Origin of the sequence: Pontibacter harenae (assembly GCF_020907245.1) — a bacterium.
GTDB lineage: Bacteria > Bacteroidota > Bacteroidia > Cytophagales > Hymenobacteraceae > Pontibacter > Pontibacter harenae.
On sequence record NZ_JAJJWH010000002.1, the window covers coordinates 57,645 to 75,382 of the forward strand.

Here is a 17,738-nt window from a genome sequence, read left to right on the forward strand (position 1 = left end):
AAACAAGAAAACAGTCATGGTAATTTGTGTGATCGGTTTGGGCTTACTCGGTGGCTCCCTGGCTTTAGGAGTAAAGGCGAAGCATCAGGATATTAAAATACTAGGCGTAGATGCAAACGAGGCTAATGCTCAAAAAGCAATTGAACTGGGTATAGCCGATCAGGTGCTCGCTTTAGAAGAGGCTGTGCCCCAGGCCGACCTGGTGGTACTGGCAACGCCTGTAAGTGTAATAGCCCAACAAATACTTCCTGTGCTTGATCTGTTACCCGCTGATGCCGCACTTATTGATTTGGGCTCTACAAAAGAGCTGATCTGCAGAACGGTGGAGATCCATCCGAAGCGCGGGCAGTTTGTGGCCTCCCACCCTATTGCAGGAACAGAGTATTCGGGTCCTGAAGCAGCCTTTGTAAGCCTGCTCCAAAACAAAACCATGATCATCTGTGAAAAGGAAAAGAGCAACCCAAAAACGCTACAGTTAGTAGAGCAGTTGTGCCTGGACCTGGAGATGAACTTACGCTATATGAGTGCAACAGACCACGACCTGCACCTGGCCTATGTTTCGCACCTTAGCCATATTAGCTCCTTTGCACTTGGCATTACGGTGTTAGATAAAGAAAAAGACGAGGAGAATATTTTTGATATGGCAGGCAGTGGTTTCTCCTCCACCGTTAGATTGGCAAAAAGCTCCCCATCTATGTGGGCACCTATCTTTACACAGAACAGGCAGAATGTTTCGGAGGCATTGGGAAGTTATATAGAGCAGCTTCAGAATTTCAAAACTATCATAGACAGCGAAGACGAAGAAAAAGGCAAAGAACTGATGCTGCGCGCCAACGAAATACGCCGTATTCTCGGCTAAGGCTTCTACTCCACTCACCAAAAATTCCCTTTTCGTTCTTCTAAAACTTCTGTCTGTAGTATATTTGTAGCTACAAACATTAACGAAGATAAAACATGGAATCAATAGCAGGAAAGAACGCTTTGGTAACGGGTGCTGGCAAAGGCATTGGGCGTGCCGTAGCACTGGCACTTGCCAACGAAGGCGTAAACGTGGCGCTTTTAGCGCGTACCGAGAACCAGTTAGAAGAGGTAGCCGCTGAAGTTAGAGCAACTGGCGTGAAGGCAACCGTAGTTACAGCCGACGTAGCCAACATAGAAGCCGTAAACGCAGCAGTAGCCAAAGCTATCAATGACCTAGGCTCAATCGATATTCTGATCAACAATGCTGGTACTGCCAAATTCGGAAAGTTCCTGGAGCTCGAACCAGCAGAGTGGGAAAAAATTATTCAGGTGAACGTGCTGGGTGTTTATTATGCCACCCGTGCCGTTTTGCCAGGTATGATTGAGCACCAGACTGGCGATATCATTAATATCTCCTCTACCGCAGGCCTGAAAGGTGCGCCTGTTACGAGTGCTTATAGTGCCTCTAAGTTTGCCGTTATGGGCCTAACAGACTCTCTGATGCAGGAGGTGCGCAAGCATAATATTAGAGTAACAGCGTTAACGCCTAGTACGGTAGTTACAGAGTTAGCTCACAGCGCCAACTTAATTACAGGAGACCCTGAGCGTGTGATGCACCCAGAGGACCTGGCAGAGTTAATCATAGCACAATTAAAACTGAACCGCCGCGTGTTTGTGAAAGAAGCAGGCATGTGGTCTACAAATCCATAAAGTAAAAGGCCCGAAGTTTACGCTTCGGGCCTTTTACTTTATTTATACTTTAACTTACACCGCCACAGGGGCTTTTATGCCTGGGTGTGGCTCATAGTTAAGCAGCTCAAAATCCTCGTACTTAAAGTCGAAGATGTTTTTAACATCAGGATTCAGCTTCATCGTAGGCAGCGGCTTTGGCTCCCTTGTAAGCTGCTTCTGAGCCTGCTCCAGGTGGTTGAGGTATAAATGCGTGTCGCCACCTGTCCAGATAAACTCCCCTGGCTCCAGACCTGTTACCTGCGCCATCATGAGTACCAGCAAAGCATAAGATGCAATGTTGAAAGGCACGCCTAGGAACACATCGGCTGAACGCTGGTATAGCTGGCACGAAAGTTTACCCTCGGCTACATAGAACTGGTAGAAGGCATGGCATGGCGGCAGTTTCATGTTCTCGATTTCAGCAACATTCCAAGCACTTACAATAATGCGGCGGGAGTCAGGGTTGTTTTTCAGCTGATGTACTACCTGTGAAATCTGGTCGATGTGGCGGCCATCTGATGTTGGCCAGCTGCGCCACTGCGAACCGTAAACAGGGCCTAAATCCCCGTTTTCATCTGCCCACTCATCCCAGATGGTAACGCCGTTTTCCTTAAGGTATTGAATGTTGGTATCGCCTTTCAAAAACCAAAGCAGTTCATGCAAGATAGACTTCAGGTGCACCTTTTTAGTTGTGACCATAGGGAAACCATCAGCCAGGTTAAAGCGCATCTGGTAACCAAAAACACTTAATGTACCTGTTCCTGTTCTATCTTCTTTCTTTACCCCGTTGTCCAGGATGTGCTGCATCAGGTCTAAATATTGCTTCATGGTGTAATGTCCTATTTAATGTCGGGTGATAAAGATAAGGAGTAAAATTGAAAGGCAGGAAGCTAGCTTCACGTTTTTGAAGAGAAAAGAGCTAAGCAAAAAAAAGCTATACTTGCTTGCGCAAGTATAGCCAATCAGTACAAAATATTTCTCTTTTTAGTAGTTCACTTCTAAGGCAGGAACGTCTACCAAAATAAAAGAAGAATCGGCTGTGGCATGTATGGCAACAACCTCCTGGTCCTCTAATCGTACCTGGTCGCTAGCTTCTGTCTCTAAATTATTAATAAGGCAATTGCCGCTGAGCATGTAAATCAACGTCTTGCGTATTTTAAAGGTTCTGAAGTCTATCTCATCCCCTTGCTTCAGATTAGCATAATATACCGTAGAGTTAGAGTTCATGTAAAGCACATCTTCCAGAACCTTTTGCCCCGTTACCAGCGGTATAAGTTTATTATCAGCATTCAGGAAGTCTATCGGCATGTGCTCATAAGATGGCGCCAAACCGCGTTTGTTGGGTAAAAACCACAGCTGCAGCAAATGCGCCTCATCCTCTGTGTCATTGCTTTCGGAATGTGTAATGCCTGTACCAGCCGTTATACGCTGCACCTGACCTGCGGCTATGGTTGTATCATTTCCTAAGCTGTCTTTATGTGTAAATGTGCCACTCAATACAATCATTACGATTTCCATGTCAGCATGAGGGTGCGACGGAAAACCTGATTTTCCAGCTACATAATCATCATTGAAGGCTCGCAGAGGTCCGAACTGCACATTTGCAGGATCGTAGTAGTCCGCGAAAGAGAAAAGATAATTTGACTTTAGCCAGTCATCGATGCTCGCCTGATGTCTTTCGGCTGCGGTAATGAGTTTTATCATAGTGCTAGTGGTATAGGTTCAGCTACAGTTATATATCTATAGTTAGTTCTATAGCAATTACGAAGAATATCTTTAGTTGTTAGAAAAATGGCTTCTAAGAAGCTAAAAGCAAAAGAGCCTGCACATTGCTGCACAGGCTCTTTTGTTGTTTTATAATTCTTTTTTACCTTAAACAGACACAAGATATAAGGCTAAATGACTGCTGCTTTCAACGAACAACAATCAAAAAACAACGCTTAACGACTATTCCGCCTTTTTAAGCTTAAGGACTTCTTTCTGAAGATCCAGCACGATTGAAGACAGTTTATCTAAAGACAAATCTGCAATTGGGAAAGTAGAGCTAATGTATGATTTAGCTTCCCAAATCTCCAGTACATCCTCTACATGCAGCTCGTACGGAGAGTACACGGGGTTATCGGAGTGCAGGCGCAGCACAGCAGCATCTTTGATTTTATTGTATAGTCTTTTAAAGACAACGCCTTCTTTCTGGCTCACAATAATACATGGCGTACCGTCTTTTATAGCAGACCATTCTTCGATGAAGCGACCTACGATAACAGTTCCAGAGGCAATCGGCAGCATAGAGTCACCCGAAATTTCGAAAGCACGATAGGTACCACCACTTCCCAACATCGGCAGGTTGAAGCGAGGCAGTTCCTCCATAAACTCTGGATCGGCGTAGCCATTTAAATATCCAGCGCTAGCTTTATAAGGAACCAACTCAATATTTTCCTTATCCTCTTTATCAACCGTTATGGCCAGCACCCGCAGTTTACCGCCTGCCCCAGACGTACCATTACCATCGGAGGATAACGCATTGGTATCGGGCTGTGATAAATCAATTCTGATCAGACTATCCAGAGAAACATTGAATAGCTGCGCGATATTAACGAGTGTGCTTAGCTTAGGTTCCGCTCTCCCCTCTTCGTAAGCCCCTACTAAAGAGCGTTTTATATCTAAACGTTCTGCGAGTTGTGCCTGGGTATAACCAGCATTCTTTCTCAGAAACCTCAAATTTGTAGTTACAGTTTGCAAAATGATGCCAATTGTTTTAGTGTAAAACAAAAAAATTAACCTGCAACAGGTTTTTCATTTGTAAATATACGATATTTTACTAAAACAAGCTGTAGTACTACTAATTTATTTAGCATTTTTTTATTTCCTGTTTTTCCAAGTCCTTCTAAAGCAGGAAAGGCTACCTGAGTTAAGGCAGCCTTTCCTGCAAAATTATAATGCTCTATTGGTGCTCTTTCTTATAAACAGCCACTGAAAGCCTTATTTTAAAGTATTCGTACTGCTCTCCTAGCGCCTCAAACAGATCTTTCAGTTTTGCATCCGCCCCAAGTTTTGCAATAGCTTTGGCTATAGCATTGTATTCAGCCTTCGTCAGGTAGTTATTCAGCGATACATTATACCCCTGCTCATATAGGGTGGCAATATGAGAAAAGATAGTTACCGGGTTCAGGTTTCGCTGCTGGGCAATCTGCTCTACCGTATGGCCTTGCTGCAGTGCCTCAAACGTAACCAGGTGGGTTGCTCCCTTGATCTTATTCCCTTTCGATTGCTCTTCCGTCATAAAGCTCATAATCTCGTTGATGAACTCATGGCCGTAGCGTTCGTACTTCTGCGACCCCACACCAGAAATAGCCAGCATCGCAATTCGGTTTGTTGGTTTTTCTGCCGCCATTTCCTGTAGTGTGCTATCGGTAAACACTACATAAGGCGGCACGTTGGCTTCGTCGGCAATGCGTTTGCGCAGCTGGCGTAGGCGCTCGAACAGCGCATCTTTTACCAGCTCCCGCTTCGGACGTGAACGCACAGTTGCCTCCGCTTCCTGCTGCTTCACTTCCTCAAACTTCACAAGCTCTACCTTTTGTCCCTCAAACAGCACCTGCTTACTTTGCTCTGTCAGCTTTAAGGTATAGTTCTGGTCGTAGGCCAGCTCCACTAGCCCCGCATTCAGCATCTGGTGCAGGTAACGGTTCCAGTCCATGGTACTTATGTCGCGACCTGCGCCGTAGGTCTTGATCTTATCGTAGCCAGCAGACATAACCTGGCTGTTGCGGGAACCACGTAGCACATCCACTAACAAAGTCATATTCACATTTTCCTGCGTACGGGCAATGGCAGAAAGGGCCTTTTGCACAAGCAAAGTACCATCGAAGGTGCTGGGAGGGTTTCGGCAAATGTCGCAGTTGCCACAGTCTTTTGTTAAAGTTTCGCCAAAATACTGCAGCAAAATGCGCCTGCGGCAGGCGGCCGCTTCGGCAAACTGTTGCATGCGCTCCAGCTTCACCAATTGCAACTCCGACTGGTTTTTAGCAGCATCATTGTCCTGCAGCATGTTGCGCAGGTTCATCACGTCGGCAAAAGAATAAAACAACAGCGCATCCGACTGCGCACCGTCACGCCCTGCCCTTCCTATTTCCTGGTAATAACTTTCGATGTTCTTGGGCAGATTGTAATGTATTACCCAACGCACATTCGATTTATCGATACCCATACCGAAGGCAATGGTAGCACACACTATCTGCACATCGTCGCGCAGAAAAGCCTCCTGTGCCTTTGCCCGCTGCTGCGGTGACATACCCGCGTGATAATAGGTAGCACTAAAACCACTTGTCTTCAACTTATTCGCTATAGATTCGGTGGCATTACGGCTAAGGCAATAAATTATGCCTGGCTGCTTATGGTGCCGCTCCAGAAACTCTGTTATCTTATTAAAACGGTCTCGGCCTGGCTTTACCATCAGGTTTATGTTCGGCCTATCAAACGAGGAAATAAATACCTTTGGATTCTGGAGATACAGCTGCTCCTGCATATCCTTTTGTGTAAGCTTATCGGCTGTGGCAGTAAGTGCTACAACGGGAATCTGCGGAAACTGCTGTTTCAGTGCCTTTAGCTGTGTATACTCAGGTCTAAAATCGTGGCCCCAAGCAGAGATACAGTGTGCCTCGTCTACGGCAAAAAGCGATACGTTGATACGCTTCAGAAAAGAAAGGAAGCCAGAGGACAATAACTTCTCAGGGGAAACATAAAGCAGCTTCAACTCTCCCGCCAGGCACTGGTTTTCGATAGCATATTGTTGTTCAGAGCTTTGAGAACTGTTGATATAAGCCGCAGGTATACCGTTCACCAGCAGCGCCTCCACCTGGTCTTTCATAAGAGCAATAAGCGGCGACACTACAATACAGATGCCAGGCATTACCACGGCAGGCACCTGGTAACAAATCGATTTACCGCCACCTGTTGGCATTAGCACCACCACGTCCTGCTTCTGCAAAAGGTTTGAGATAATCTCCTCCTGCATGGGGCGGAATTTATCGTAACCAAAGTATAATTTTAGTGCTTCTCTTGCCTCTCTTATATCCATCTGAACCATAAAACTAGTGCTGCTTTTGCCTTGCCTCTAACACAAAGGTAACTATAAAAGTTTGCAAGCACAGCAGTGCATAGAAGCAGCAGAAACAACAATGGCAGAAAGAATGGCGTAAACAAAAAGCATTAAATCATTCACAAACAAAAAAGCTATGAAATCTGAAATAACGAACAACCTGGAACATGTATTGGTAAAATGTATAACTGCCTGCGAAGCATGTGCTACGGCTTGCTTACAAGAGGATAATGTAAAAATGATGGTGCGTTGCATTATGCTGGACCGTGATTGTGCCGATATTTGCGCCCTTACCTCCCGCTTTGTGGCCAGAGGCTCTGAACATGCCAAGCACGTTATGAAGGAGTGCATCGAAATTTGCCGTCAGTGCGAAGCAGAATGTCGCAAGCATGAAGCAGACCATTGCCAGAAATGTGCCGATGCCTGTGCAGAATGTGCGCAAGCCTGTGAAGAATGGATGAACAAGAAGTAAGCTAAGATATTAACAATAAAGGAATAGGGCCTGGAAGACATAAGCTTCCAGGCCCTATTCCTTTACAGCGCTCAGTTTCTTATTTAGATGTATCGAAAATCATATCTAAGATGTAGGTAATCAGGGCTAGCACCAGACTAAACAGTAGCGCATACAGAAAACCCGCCACTTCAAAACTGCTTCCCATCAGGGCGTCTGCCAGCAAGATAATAATGGCATTAATCACGAGCAGGAATAAACCCATTGTAAGTATTGTGATCGGTATTGTCAGGAATACCAGAATGGGTTTGACAATAGCATTTAGTACAGCCAGTATCAGGGCTAATAAAACAGCAGACAGAAAGCCGTCTATCTTAACTCCTGGTAAAACATAGGAGGAAAGCATGGCCGCTGCTCCTACAATCAAAATTCTTATAACAAATCCCATAGTATTGTTTTAAGTTTCAGAACAATAAGCTCTAGTTTTTATAATCCCTTATTTCTTACGGATGCAGGACTGCTAAAGATGGAAAGAAAGGTTGAGCTAACAAAGCCAAAAAGCCTTACATCAAGTTATGATGCAAGGCTTTAGGTTAACAAAATGTTACGGATTAAAACTGCGCTTCCAGTTTATGCTGCGAAACAGCCATTAAGTTGCATAGCTTATACAGCAAACGTGCACCTACGTTTCCGTTCCATTCTGAATCGCCTGGGGCCACCTCACAAAGGTCAAAACCAACTATTTCACGGCCAGACTTTACCAACTGCTTAATGAGGTATACCGCCTGCTCAAACTCTAAACCACCAGGTACTGGAGTTCCTGTGCCTGGGCATAGTTTCGGATCGAGTCCGTCTATATCAAAGCTGATGTATACTTTCTGCGGCAGCTGAGCTATTATCTTCTTGCACTCTTTCTTCCAAGTGTCGCCTTCGTACATGTTCTCCTTCATCACAGCATCGTAGAAAATAGCGATGCGGCCGTTAGACTGCTCCGCCATTTCCGCCTCCGACTGAGCCAGATCACGGATGCCCACCTGCACCAGCTTCTTTACCTGCGGCAGCTTAAGGGCATTGAACATAATGGAAGCGTGAGAATACTCAAAACCTTCGTAGGCATCACGCAAATCGGCATGAGCATCTATTTGCAATATACCAAACTCTTCGTGCTTCTCGGCTAGCGCATGCATCAGGCCTAGTGGTGTGCTATGGTCGCCGCCTAAAACGCCAACCAATTTGCCTTGCTCCAAATAACCAAGAGCCTTTTGTTTTAGCCATTGCAGTAGCTCCTCTCCTTTTTGAGTTACTTCAGCAGGCAGGTTCTCAAACTGACTCTTACTTTCAGCAGGGCTTCCTTCTTCCAACCAGCCTATGTATGCCTCTGCTTTCTGGCGCAGCTCCTCGCTTGTTGCCTCCCACTCTTCCGAGATTTCCTCCATACAGATACCCAGTTTCCAGGCATCTTTTATGCTTGCCTCGTACAAATCGAGCTGCGGCGATGCTTCTTTTACGGCTTGAGGACCTTGTGCCGTGCCAGCACTATAAGAGACAGTTACTTCCCAGGGCACAGGAATCAGCACTACTTCCGATTCTTCAATAGAAAAAGGCAAACCAAACAGGCCACCGTTGATGTCACCTACTCCGTTCGCGTCGAAGTTAGCTATTTTTTGTTCTTTGCTATTCATTTGTCGGTTCAGCTGAGTATTCTTCAATGGCGCCTTCAGATGGGCTGCTTAATAGTTCCTTTACGAAGTTTGGCAACGCAAACGCGGCTGCATGTATATCCTCGTTATAATACTTTAGTCCTTTTTCTTTTGAAAACTTGGCAGCAGCCTCACGGTCGAAGCGCAGCGGGTGCGACTCTCCTTTAGAAGAATAAGAGAAGCTCCAGGTACCAGTTGGGTAGGTAGGTATAGCAGCTAAATAGCAATGTACGTTGTCGTTGCCGAAGATCTTGCGGTATGTTTCATAAATCTCTACAAACACTTCGCTGTTGAAGCGCGGAGATTCGCTTTGCGTTATCATGACGCCGTCTGGCGTTAAGCAACGGTGTACCTGGCTGTAAAACTCTACGGTAAACAAACCTTCTCCTGGGCCAACTGGGTCAGCTGAGTCTACTATAATTAAATCGTAGCGCCCGTCTTCGCACTCGTTTATGTATTTGATGCCGTCCTCTACCAACAGGTTCAGGCGCGGGTTCTCAAAAGACACAGCAGTTTCAGGTAAATGCAATTTGCAGGCTTCAATTACCAACTCGTCAATCTCCACCAGCGTTACCTCTTCCAGTTGCTCATGGCGCAGCAGCTCACGTACGGTACCACCGTCGCCGCCGCCTATCACCAAGGCCCGCTTTGCTTTCGTGTGGCTGAACATTGGCACATGCGTAATCATTTCGTGGTACACATACTCGTCTTTCTGCGTGCACATCACCATACCGTCCAAAGTCAGCATATTGCCGTAGGCCAGTGTTTCATAAACCTCTACGCGCTGGTAATCCGACTCTTTTTTGTATAGCTGCCTGCCTGTGTGCTTCAAGGACAAAGCAATGTTCTCGTCGCGCTCCGTAAACCACACGTCGCGTGTAATCATGCCTGCTTGCTCCTGTGGCTTAGGCGACACATCGCGCAGCTGATCCAGATTAAAATCTTTACGTTTTAAAAGATCAAGCTGCCCGCGGCGGCACTCCATCGAGGAACCATGTCCTGCCTCGAAAGCTTCCTTTAAAAACTTATAAGAAACCCATGGGTCAACAGAATCGCCGCAGGTAAACAAGTCTACAGCTGCGTAGCCATACTCTGGCCATGTATGTATAGCCAAGTGGCTTTCCTGAATAACCACCACACCAGACACACCATAAGGCGAGAAGTGATGGAAGGTGCTGTTGATAACAGTGGCTCCGGCTGTTTCGGCAGCGGCAACCATGCTGTTTTCTATATGAACGACATCGTTCATGAGTTCAGGAGAGCAATCGTAAAATTCTACTAGTATGTGTCTTCCTAAGGCGTTCATCTATCTGAAAATAGGTTTAAAAAAGTATAAGTCAGCAAAAAAACGAAAACTATGGGTATAATCAAAAGCTGAACTCTTGCAAGAACGTATACCCTGTTACTAACCAATTAGTTAAATATTTGTCTTTTCTATGGTACGCCAATACCGCTCCACACGCTACTATTCATCAAAAAAATAAGGCAAACTATGCACAAGCAAAGCCGTAAAAAGGTTGAAATTTATTCAGATAAGTAAAGGGACACAAGTATCAAGACACAAGACATAAGACTTTTTACTGAAGACAGTACTGATGTTCAGCATATGGCAGAGCATGATACACTTTTCTTCAAGTAAAACTAATTTTGGCTCCTTACTCAAAACCTGTACTTTCAACAAAAGCTTATTTTTTAATCACTTACTTGCACCTCTTATCTCTATAATCTCCTCTAATGCCTGACAATCGATGTTTAAACTACAGTATGCTTTTAGATGGACTTCGCTAAAATATTTAATCATATTCCTGAAACTATTGTAGTTCTCTCTCCAGACTATGTGGTACTTGCGGCCACAGCAGAATATTTACAGGCAACGTTACGAAGCCATGATGAGCTGATCGGGCAAAACTTCTTACATGCTTTTCCTGATAACCCGAACAATACAGCCTCTAAAAACGAGAAACTACTGCGCACTTCGCTCGACAAGGTTCTGGAAACAAAAGAAGTTGATTACCTAGATGTGCTGAGGTACGATATTCCAAAACCTAAGGAACAGGGAGGCGGCTTCGACATTCGGTATTGGGAGGCTTCTCATACACCAGTGCTGAATGATGCGGGCGAGGTGATATATATTATACAAAGAACCATTGATGTAACAGAGCGAGAAATAGCAAAACTTGCCTTATCTGAAAGCGAAGACAAGTTCAGGTTTATGGCGGAAGCAATGCCTCAACTTATTTCTACAGCCAACGCTGCAGGCGACGCCACATACTTTAACCAACGCTGGACAGCATATACTGGTTTGCCAGTAAAAGAGTTGATAGACGCAGGCTTAAAAAAGGTAGCGCATCCAGAAGACCTTGAAATGTTGATGGACCGCTGGGCTTCTTCTTTTAAGAACAACACAGACTTTCAGGCAGAGATGCGGATACGGGCCAAAGATGGCAGTTACCGCTGGCATTTGCACCGAAGTGTGCCGATGCAGGATGAAAGCGGCAAAGTTATGATGTGGGTTGGCAGCGCTACCGATATACACGATACCAGGCAACTTGTGCAGGAACTGCTGCAGACGAATGAACAGATGTCTTCGCTATCTGACCAGGTGCAACATGCTTATCAGAAAGCAGAAACAGAACGCCAGACGTTGGAACGGCTAATCATGACATCACCAATTTTCTTTTGCACCCTGAAAGGCAGGGACTATAGGTTTGAGCTGGTAAACGAAAAGTATCAGCAAATTTTTCCTGGCAGAGAGTTAGTAGGCAAAAGATTAACAGAGGCCATACCCGAAGTGAGAGAACAAGGGTTTCTGGAGCTATTGGACCAAGTTTACACCACAGGCAAAGAGCTGATAGCAGAAAATGTTTTATTTAGAGTAGACAAAACCAACACAGGGAATTTAGAGGATATTCATGTGACTTTTACTTACCAGCCCATGTATGATGCTGGTGAAATAACAGGCATATTGGTTTGTGGCTACGAAATGACAGAGGTTTTTAAGCTTAAGCAACAGCTACAAGAACTAAATTATGGAACGCAGCAACAGTGATAGTGACACAAGAAGCTAAAAATAAGCACCATTCATGAACGAAGCGCAGGTAGATTTACAACAACTTCGCATTAAACATATTCTGTTTAAGTCGAAGGTGCGCTCTGTTTTGTATGGCGGCACCTACGATGAATTCTTTTTCTCTTCTTCTGGGCCTATCGGTACTTGGTTTAGTGCTGTCGGAAGAGTGAAATACGCTAGTGTGCCTGAAATTATAAAGCTAAGCCAAATCCATAACGCCTTATCTTTAACAGCCGCTAAACTTTTCCAGCTTTACAAAAGAGGCTTGATTGAACAAGCGCACGAAGGACTAAAAGAGATTGACAAATCTTCTGACTTGTTTCTGAGTTTGCTTGCTCGGCTGGAGACTCGGCTCGCAGCAACTTAATTTTACTTAAAACTTTTTTCGTAGCTTCCCTCCTACTTAAGTTCTCCTGCCACTATAGATTCAACTTTATACTCTTCCAACATATCTTCAAAAACATCGAAAGTATCTTGAAAGTAGCTAAATTCTGGTAGCAGGTTAAACAGCATTACGTGGTAGATCAGGAACAGCTCAGACTGCGTAAAGTTAGCTTTGGTTATAAAGCTGTAGTACTCGCCTTCATCTTCCGTTTCAGAGCGGTAACGCTGAATCAGCTTAAAGAGCACACTCAGGTTTTTGAGGTATGGGTTAAGGCTGGACTGGTAAAAGCTGAAATGGTAGGTAAAGTATTCTTTATATAGATTGTGCAGTGTTTCAGCATTCTTTTCCTGCGGAGTTAAGCTACGCACTTTCTGCACAAACGAGGTAAGCACTTTCTCCTGCAGAAAAACAAAGAAGTTTGTGCCCGACCACACGCTTTCATTTATATCGTAAGCGGTAAGGGAGTTGATGGCATCGTTGTGCTTATTGATAAAGCTGATGTAGAGGGTAGAAAAGTTTTGCTGCTGAAAAATCTTCTGGGTTTTATGCAGCTCGATGCGCTGAAGCTCAAATTCCCTTTTTTGGTAAGTAAGGGTGGCAAAGAAAAGAAAAACACCTGCCAGCGCCCAAAGCGATCCGACTATGCCTCCTACAAACTCTCCGAACTGCCCAAACACATCGCCTTTTCGCTCGGCTGGGTCCAGGTACAGTTCTCTTATCAAGTTAAATTTGACTGTGCCCCATACCAACACTAGTATTCCTGTTAGTATAAGTACGTAACCTGCAATTTCGTATCGGCTTAAGTTTGTTTTAGGCTTTAGCATTAGCTAAGTAAGAGTAGCTGTTTTTATGCTACACTTACTGTTTCTAGCTTCAATCGGTTTCCATCAAATTAGTATTTCCAAAATTGAATGTTCGGATGATGTCTAATATCTTCAGGAAAGTGTTTGTATCAAAGAACAGCAGTAGCGGCAACTCTACGGTTTTGGTGTTATGGGTAAAGCGTGTGATAACTGTAAACACAAGCGGTTGAAAAAGCGGATGCTGTACCAGTATGTCTTTCAAGGAATCGGCTATATGACTTTTAGGAGCCTTAGGAGGCGACCCATAGATATTGGATTTCAGAATATTAGCAAGCTGCGTCACCAGAGCGCCTGTTATGATATTGCTTATCTCTAGCAAAAGTGACTCCTGCATCGTGCTCAGTTCCCCTTTCTGCACATCAAGCATGGTTAGGCAAACTTCTGATAGCCTTACAATGTGGTCGTCGGAGAAAAGCATGAGCGTGGCTCCGTTGAAGTCTCCTTTTATATCAGATTGAATGATGATATGGGTACTCTCGTAGCTAGCTACCAGGTGCAGCAACTCTTTAACCTCTATAAGCTTGATATCAGGCACTTTTAAAAGCACTTTATCTTTGGCTATAACCGCAAAGGAATCTGCAGCACGGGCTAAGCCAATGTTCAGAATTTCTTTGATGATATCGCGCTCTAACTCCGTAATATGAGGTTCTGTCATAGTTCTCGTATTAGTAGTATTTTCGTCCATCGCCGCATCCTATCTTTTGTTTACATAAAAACGTGTAATGGCAGGCACATCTAAAACCAGGCATACTTTGCCTGTTCCCAGCAGCGTTACTCCGCCATATAGGTCTATTGTATCTAACGGCTTTCGAAGTGGTTTAACCACAATATCCTGCTGTCTGTACAATTTATCTACAATCAAACCAAGCTTGCGGTTATTATAAGATACAATAATAATGTTTTGCACCTGTCCTTTTAACCTTCTTTTATCGCCCAGCCTCATGTCTGAAGGGTCCGCATTCAAAAGCTCGTGCAGGTATACTACTGTCACGGTCTCTCCTAATATGTCGGTCACTAAAGCGCTTCCAACTTCATGTAGTTCATCTTTATCTAAAGACACCACCTGCTCGGTATGAATGAGCGGAATGGCGTAAAATATTTCATCAACCTCAAAAAGAAGCGCACCCTTAACAGCAATTGAGGTTGGTAGCCTCAACGTAAAAGTAGTGCCTTTCCCCTGTTTAGAATCTATGCTTATCCGTCCTCCAATGGAGTCGATGGCATTTTTCACGACATCTAAGCCAACGCCTCTGCCAGAAAACTCTGTCACCTCTTTTGCGGTAGAAAATCCTGGCTCGAACAGCAGCGATAAAGCATCTACTTCAGACAGATCGTTGGCTACATCAGCAGTTACGAGTTGCCGCTCTATAGCCGTATTCTTTACCTGCTTCAGGTCAATTCCTTTTCCATCGTCTGAAAATCTGATGAGCACATTCTCTCTATCATTCTGAGCTGTTAAAGACACCCGCCCCGCCCTAGGCTTTCCTTTTTTCTCCCGTTCTTCTGGCTTCTCCAAACCATGCGAAATGGCATTCCGCATTAGGTGCAGCAAAGAGTCTGTCATTATCTGCAGTATATTCCTGTCTATCTGAATATCCTGCCCTGCCAGTTCCAGGTCCACTTCCTTGTGTTCAGCGGCCGCAATGTCGCGCACAATACGCGGAAACTTGTTGAACAGCGTACCTATACTTACCAAACGAGCATCCATCACGCTATACTGCAGGTCTTCTGTAATGCGGTACAGGTGTGAACTTACGTTCTGCAGTTCATCATTATTCAGCTCTCTGCTGATAGAGATGATACGATCTCGATCTATCATCAACTCGCCCACCAGGTTCATCAGGTGGTCCAGCTTTTTTATCTGAATATAAATCAGGTCTGACAGCGATAAGTTTTTAGAAGTGTTATACTTCTGCACCTTCGCCAGTTCAATGGTGCTGTCAGAAAGATTATCTACTATAATATCGAGATTGCGCAGCAGCACAGGGTCTGCCTCCCCGTAATTTTCATTATCGATGTTATGAATCAGCTCGCCAAGCAAATCAATTCCATCGAAAAGCACTGTAACCACCTCATCGCTGAACGTGAGCTCTCTGTTCCGAATAAGGCTAAACGCCGTTTCCAGCTTATGAGACACATCAGAAATTTGCAGATAACCGATGGCTTTCGCATTTGCTTTCAGGTTATGCAGCAAACGGAAAACCTCCGCCAGAATCTGATCATCCTGTGGCTTGCGCTCCAGTTCACTTATGTGCCTGTTCAGGGCATCATAATATTCCAGCGCTTCCGCTACAAATATTTCTTTATATTCCTCTTCTCTCGATTTCATGCAATACCGCCAGTTACACTGACCTGTTGCTGCTCTGCCACATAATTATTTATAAACACAGGTATCTGTGCCAATGGCAGCACTTGGTTAATACAACCGCTGTCTATTGCGGATTTAGCCATCCCGAAAATGGCTGATGTTGCTTCATCTTGTGCCAGCACAATTCCGTTTCTGCTCTTGATCAGGTTGGCTCCTAAGGTACCGTCTTTGCCCATACCCGTCAGGATAACGCCAACTATATTTTTTACAGTGCTTTTGGCAACCGAAGCCATTAAAGCATCTATCGAAGGCAAATCCAAAGGGCCTGTACCGTCCTCCGAAAAACAAACTTTCAGATTTGCGCTGTTCCCCATCACAGGTTGCACTTCCATTCTTCTTCCTCCTGGCGCAACTATAAGCTTTCCTGGTTTCAGCAACAGTCCGTCTTTTCCTTCCTCTACCGTAAGTGGTGTCAGTTCCTGCAGCCTTTTGGCAAACGATTTAGTGAACCGAGCTGGCAAATGCACTGCTAACAACACGCAAGCTTTTAAGTTTGGCGACAAACTGCGAACTATGGTTTCTATGGCCTGTGTTCCTCCCGTAGAGGCTCCGATCACAATTACAGTTTCTGCTGTTGCCAATGTTTTTTTTAGGTACTGATGCGCTTTTTTGTGCTCCATCTCCAGCGATTGCGCCAGTAGCAGCATATCCCGCTTGTCCTGTTTATCAAAGGCTTTCACTTTCGCTACCAGTTCATCCTTCATGCCCCTAAAGCTTGGATACTTCTCAGACCCTTGTTTTATAATGATAGCATACACACCTAAAGCAACAGCTTCTTCAACCAGTTTAAAGGATAGTTGGCCATAGCTAAGAATTAAAATAACAGGTACAGGCACTTCGCTAAAAATCCGTTTCAGTGCCAAAAGCCTGCTGTTTTGTGGCAGGTCGATATCTACTATTGCCAGATCAGCGTTTGTTTGCATTAACTGATTTAGAAGCGAATCGCCATCAGCAGCCACTCCAACTACATCAACATCTTCTTCCTCGCCTAAAATATCCTGCAACACTATTCTTGTGTAGCTCGATTTATCAGCGATTATTACCTTCGGCATGTTTATCCAACCCTACGTCTATCCTCTCCTGTCCTTTGTTAGCTATACAAAAACTCGTTAAGCTTTCGTATCGTCCTGCAAGGCCTTACTAACTACCTCCAGCACCTTTTCCTCCGAAAAAGGCTTTACGATGTAAGCAAGAGCGCCATACTCTATTGCTTCATTTACTATCACCTCCTGGCCAACAGCGCTCACAATGATCACTTTCATGTCTGGCTGTTCGCTTTTTATACCTTTCAGTACATCAAGGCCTGTATTATCTGGCAAAATCACATCCAGCGTAACCAGATCTGGCTTAGTAGATTTTGCCAATTCAAGGGCTGTCTGCCCGTTTGGCGCCTCACCTACCACCTCGTACCCAGCGTCGGTAAGCATGTTCTTTAACATGGTGCGCATGTAGAAAGAATCATCTACAACTAAAATCCTTTTCATACTTCTATTTGGTTTCGTCTTAATGTACTGGATTATCCTATCAATTCATTTACTTCATCTTGTGTCAGCACCTTATACATGTCCAGCACAATGACCAAGCGGTTGTTTACTTTAGCAATACCCTCTATATAATTCTCCTGAATGTTAATGTCCTGAAGAAAAGAAGGCGTTTTATCTATTTTAGAGACAGGCAGGTTAATGGACTGCGGCATCTCCCGCACTATAATTCCTAAGTTATAGTCTTTCGCTTCTAATACTAAGGTATAGGTTACATTAGGATTATGCAGCCCCTGCTCTACAGGCGTAGGCTCTATGTTAAAACGCTGCTCCAGGTCCATCACCGCTATAATATCGCCCCGTATGTTGGCCACACCTTTAATAAAATGAGGTGTGCGTGGCATACGGGTTATTGTAGGTGTTATGGTTACTTCTTTTACCAGCCCGATTTTGATAGCATAATATTCACTACCCAACCTAAACATGATCAGGTGTACCATCTCCTCATTAGCTCCCCCCTTTGCTGGAACTGTTTCTACTGCCCGCGGTTCCTTTGTGTTTTGAGCAACTGCTTCTGCAACGGGCTCCTTCTCTCCAGAAACTTGCTTCTTCTCCTCTTTTTTCTCCATG

The 17,738-nt window shown here is 44.6% G+C and carries 18 protein-coding genes; 5 read left to right on the forward strand and 13 right to left on the reverse strand.

Annotation, left to right across the window (positions count from 1 at the left end; all coding sequences use genetic code 11):
- The first annotated feature begins 16 nt into the window (after nucleotides 1–16).
- A complete protein-coding gene (locus LN893_RS01600) occupies nucleotides 17–859 on the forward strand; it encodes a prephenate dehydrogenase (RefSeq protein WP_229967628.1) in 843 nt (280 codons plus the stop codon).
- Nucleotides 860–954: 95 nt separating this feature from the next.
- Nucleotides 955–1,671: a 3-ketoacyl-ACP reductase gene (locus tag LN893_RS01605; RefSeq protein ID WP_229967629.1), complete on the forward strand. Its 717-nt coding sequence runs from the start codon at nucleotides 955–957 to the stop codon at nucleotides 1,669–1,671.
- Between the two features lie 54 nt (nucleotides 1,672–1,725).
- On the opposite strand, the gene LN893_RS01610 is transcribed toward LN893_RS01605, so the two are convergent.
- The 4 genes from LN893_RS01610 to recQ form a co-directional block, all read right to left on the reverse strand.
- Entirely contained in the window at nucleotides 1,726–2,520 is a 795-nt protein-coding gene (locus tag LN893_RS01610) for a thymidylate synthase (protein ID WP_229967631.1), read from the reverse strand.
- Nucleotides 2,521–2,676: 156 nt separating this feature from the next.
- Entirely contained in the window at nucleotides 2,677–3,396 is a 720-nt protein-coding gene (locus LN893_RS01615; RefSeq protein WP_229967633.1) for a pirin family protein, read from the reverse strand.
- A gap of 243 nt (nucleotides 3,397–3,639) precedes the next feature.
- Nucleotides 3,640–4,431: an XRE family transcriptional regulator gene (locus LN893_RS01620; protein ID WP_229967635.1), complete on the reverse strand. Its 792-nt coding sequence runs from the start codon at nucleotides 4,429–4,431 to the stop codon at nucleotides 3,640–3,642.
- Between the two features lie 202 nt (nucleotides 4,432–4,633).
- Nucleotides 4,634–6,778 (reverse strand): DNA helicase RecQ, encoded by a 2,145-nt coding sequence (gene recQ, locus LN893_RS01625; protein ID WP_229967637.1) that lies wholly within the window; start codon nucleotides 6,776–6,778, stop codon nucleotides 4,634–4,636.
- 148 nt (nucleotides 6,779–6,926) lie between these two features.
- Here recQ and LN893_RS01630 point away from each other — a divergent pair, with 148 nt between their 5' ends.
- A complete protein-coding gene (locus tag LN893_RS01630) occupies nucleotides 6,927–7,262 on the forward strand; it encodes a four-helix bundle copper-binding protein (RefSeq protein WP_229967639.1) in 336 nt (111 codons plus the stop codon).
- Between the two features lie 79 nt (nucleotides 7,263–7,341).
- On the opposite strand, the gene LN893_RS01635 is transcribed toward LN893_RS01630, so the two are convergent.
- From LN893_RS01635 to speE, 3 genes are all read right to left on the reverse strand, one after another.
- On the reverse strand, nucleotides 7,342–7,689 hold the full coding sequence (locus tag LN893_RS01635; RefSeq protein ID WP_229967640.1) for a phage holin family protein: 348 nt from the start codon (nucleotides 7,687–7,689) through the stop codon (nucleotides 7,342–7,344).
- Between the two features lie 163 nt (nucleotides 7,690–7,852).
- Nucleotides 7,853–8,923, reverse strand: a complete 1,071-nt coding sequence (locus LN893_RS01640; RefSeq protein WP_229967642.1) for an agmatinase family protein — start codon at nucleotides 8,921–8,923, stop codon at nucleotides 7,853–7,855.
- Complete coding sequence (gene speE / locus LN893_RS01645; protein WP_229967644.1) at nucleotides 8,916–10,247, reverse strand: polyamine aminopropyltransferase; 1,332 nt, start codon at nucleotides 10,245–10,247, stop codon at nucleotides 8,916–8,918. Before speE ends, LN893_RS01640 begins: the two co-directional genes overlap by 8 nt.
- A 468-nt stretch (nucleotides 10,248–10,715) precedes the next feature.
- Here speE and LN893_RS01650 point away from each other — a divergent pair, with 468 nt between their 5' ends.
- Both LN893_RS01650 and LN893_RS01655 read left to right on the forward strand, forming a co-directional pair.
- Nucleotides 10,716–11,990 carry a PAS domain-containing protein gene (locus LN893_RS01650; RefSeq protein WP_229967646.1) on the forward strand — a complete coding sequence of 425 codons (1,275 nt, stop codon included), beginning with the start codon at nucleotides 10,716–10,718 and terminating at the stop codon, nucleotides 11,988–11,990.
- Nucleotides 11,991–12,024: 34 nt separating this feature from the next.
- Nucleotides 12,025–12,378: a histidine kinase gene (locus LN893_RS01655; RefSeq protein ID WP_229967649.1), complete on the forward strand. Its 354-nt coding sequence runs from the start codon at nucleotides 12,025–12,027 to the stop codon at nucleotides 12,376–12,378.
- 32 nt (nucleotides 12,379–12,410) lie between these two features.
- Here LN893_RS01655 and LN893_RS01660 read toward each other — a convergent pair whose 3' ends face one another.
- Genes LN893_RS01660 through LN893_RS01685 form a run of 6 tightly spaced genes read right to left on the reverse strand, consistent with a single transcriptional unit; the run spans nucleotide 12,411 to nucleotide 17,737 of the window.
- Complete coding sequence (locus LN893_RS01660; protein WP_229967651.1) at nucleotides 12,411–13,220, reverse strand: putative phage abortive infection protein; 810 nt, start codon at nucleotides 13,218–13,220, stop codon at nucleotides 12,411–12,413.
- A 49-nt stretch (nucleotides 13,221–13,269) separates the two neighbouring features.
- Nucleotides 13,270–13,914, reverse strand: a complete 645-nt coding sequence (locus LN893_RS01665; RefSeq protein WP_229967652.1) for a chemotaxis protein CheC — start codon at nucleotides 13,912–13,914, stop codon at nucleotides 13,270–13,272.
- 39 nt (nucleotides 13,915–13,953) lie between these two features.
- Nucleotides 13,954–15,588, reverse strand: a complete 1,635-nt coding sequence (locus LN893_RS01670) for a chemotaxis protein CheA (protein ID WP_229967654.1) — start codon at nucleotides 15,586–15,588, stop codon at nucleotides 13,954–13,956.
- Nucleotides 15,585–16,679: a chemotaxis protein CheB gene (locus LN893_RS01675; RefSeq protein WP_229967656.1), complete on the reverse strand. Its 1,095-nt coding sequence runs from the start codon at nucleotides 16,677–16,679 to the stop codon at nucleotides 15,585–15,587. Before LN893_RS01675 ends, LN893_RS01670 begins: the two co-directional genes overlap by 4 nt.
- A 57-nt stretch (nucleotides 16,680–16,736) precedes the next feature.
- Nucleotides 16,737–17,111 (reverse strand): response regulator, encoded by a 375-nt coding sequence (locus LN893_RS01680; protein WP_229967658.1) that lies wholly within the window; start codon nucleotides 17,109–17,111, stop codon nucleotides 16,737–16,739.
- Nucleotides 17,112–17,143: 32 nt separating this feature from the next.
- The gene (locus tag LN893_RS01685; protein WP_229967660.1) at nucleotides 17,144–17,737 is read right to left on the reverse strand and encodes a chemotaxis protein CheW; all 594 of its coding nucleotides are present in this window, start codon (nucleotides 17,735–17,737) and stop codon (nucleotides 17,144–17,146) included.
- Between the last annotated feature and the right edge of the window lies 1 nt (nucleotide 17,738).

Bases quoted from the DNA above. Each gene is read 5' to 3' on its own strand.
- LN893_RS01600 (WP_229967628.1), top strand. From the start codon at position 17: ATGGTAATTTGTGTGATCGGTTTGGGCTTACTCGGTGGCTCCCTGGCT.
- LN893_RS01605 (WP_229967629.1), top strand. From the start codon at position 955: ATGGAATCAATAGCAGGAAAGAACGCTTTGGTAACGGGTGCTGGCAAA.
- LN893_RS01610 (WP_229967631.1), bottom strand. From the start codon at position 2,520: ATGAAGCAATATTTAGACCTGATGCAGCACATCCTGGACAACGGGGTA.
- LN893_RS01615 (WP_229967633.1), bottom strand. From the start codon at position 3,396: ATGATAAAACTCATTACCGCAGCCGAAAGACATCAGGCGAGCATCGAT.
- recQ (WP_229967637.1), bottom strand. From the start codon at position 6,778: ATGGTTCAGATGGATATAAGAGAGGCAAGAGAAGCACTAAAATTATAC.
- LN893_RS01630 (WP_229967639.1), top strand. From the start codon at position 6,927: ATGAAATCTGAAATAACGAACAACCTGGAACATGTATTGGTAAAATGT.
- LN893_RS01635 (WP_229967640.1), bottom strand. From the start codon at position 7,689: ATGGGATTTGTTATAAGAATTTTGATTGTAGGAGCAGCGGCCATGCTT.
- LN893_RS01640 (WP_229967642.1), bottom strand. From the start codon at position 8,923: ATGAATAGCAAAGAACAAAAAATAGCTAACTTCGACGCGAACGGAGTA.
- speE (WP_229967644.1), bottom strand. From the start codon at position 10,247: ATGAACGCCTTAGGAAGACACATACTAGTAGAATTTTACGATTGCTCT.
- LN893_RS01650 (WP_229967646.1), top strand. From the start codon at position 10,716: ATGGACTTCGCTAAAATATTTAATCATATTCCTGAAACTATTGTAGTT.
- LN893_RS01655 (WP_229967649.1), top strand. From the start codon at position 12,025: ATGAACGAAGCGCAGGTAGATTTACAACAACTTCGCATTAAACATATT.
- LN893_RS01660 (WP_229967651.1), bottom strand. From the start codon at position 13,220: ATGCTAAAGCCTAAAACAAACTTAAGCCGATACGAAATTGCAGGTTAC.
- LN893_RS01665 (WP_229967652.1), bottom strand. From the start codon at position 13,914: ATGACAGAACCTCATATTACGGAGTTAGAGCGCGATATCATCAAAGAA.
- LN893_RS01670 (WP_229967654.1), bottom strand. From the start codon at position 15,588: ATGAAATCGAGAGAAGAGGAATATAAAGAAATATTTGTAGCGGAAGCG.
- LN893_RS01675 (WP_229967656.1), bottom strand. From the start codon at position 16,679: ATGCCGAAGGTAATAATCGCTGATAAATCGAGCTACACAAGAATAGTG.
- LN893_RS01680 (WP_229967658.1), bottom strand. From the start codon at position 17,111: ATGAAAAGGATTTTAGTTGTAGATGATTCTTTCTACATGCGCACCATG.
- LN893_RS01685 (WP_229967660.1), bottom strand. From the start codon at position 17,737: ATGGAGAAAAAAGAGGAGAAGAAGCAAGTTTCTGGAGAGAAGGAGCCC.